Raw genomic sequence first — 928 nt, 5'->3', positions numbered from 1 at the left:
GACCTCGTCGTGCTCGGTACCGACCTGTTCGGGTACGTGGATGACCTGGTCAATCGTCATCGGATAATCCGCCACTCGTGATGATTGATCGCCGCGCGGTCAACTCCCGCAGCGTTCTCGGCTGAAACTCGGACTCGGTTTTCTTCAGGGGATCCGCTGTCGACCAAGGAGTCTTGCCTCCTGCGGACGTAACCGGGTGGGGTGAAGGTCCCAACGCGGCGACAGGCTACACCAACAGTTGGTCACGTTGGGTACCTCGGCCCGCGCGGGCGCCCCCCGGCACCGGCACCGGCCTGCGGCTTCAGCGGCAATTGCCGGTTATCTCTATCTCGGCCGGATCGGCCGGCTTAGCACCGCCATCGGATTCGCTGACCACTTCCATCGGGCGCCTATCGGGTTCCCGGTGACGTCCGAACGCTCGATCGAGATCATCTCCGATCCGGCTCCGGCCGTTCCGGTTGCACGGTTCTCTGGATTCCGTCCGTTTGGACAGCAACGGATTCCGATCAGTCAGGACCCCGGTCGGCCGGTCCCGTACGCGTGAGGAATGTCCGCTAGGCTAGCCCGCGATTTCCAACGGGAGGACATAACGGTGACGACTGCGCCGGAGATTGCCCAGATCGAACCGTCTCGGGAGGCGCCACCACGGGTCGGCATCGCCGCCCGGGCCCGCGCGGCGATGCCCACCGGAGCATCGTTCTGGGCGACCCTGACCTGGGCGGTGGGATTCCCACTGGCCGTGCTTCTGGTGAAGCTGCTGGACGGAAATCCCCTCACCGGGCGAGGGTCGGTGGGACCGGTCGCCGTCGGAATCATCGGTGGGGTCATCCTGCTCGTGCTGGTGGTGCGGAAGTACTCCGACGCCGTTATCGGGTTGGCGGCCGGTGGTTACGCCGCCTGGTGCGGGTTCACCCTCGTCGCGTCCTAC

1 pseudogene is annotated in these 928 nt (G+C 65.5%); it reads left to right on the top strand.

The window, feature by feature from the left end:
• Nucleotides 1-592 precede the first annotated feature (592 nt).
• A pseudogene (locus ACFP2T_RS47225) lies at nt 593-928 on the top strand (hypothetical protein); the annotation flags it as partial.

It is taken from the genome of Plantactinospora solaniradicis (assembly GCF_042658085.1).
In the GTDB taxonomy this organism is placed as follows: domain Bacteria; phylum Actinomycetota; class Actinomycetes; order Mycobacteriales; family Micromonosporaceae; genus Plantactinospora; species Plantactinospora solaniradicis.
This window is presented reverse-complemented; position numbering and strand designations above follow the sequence as displayed.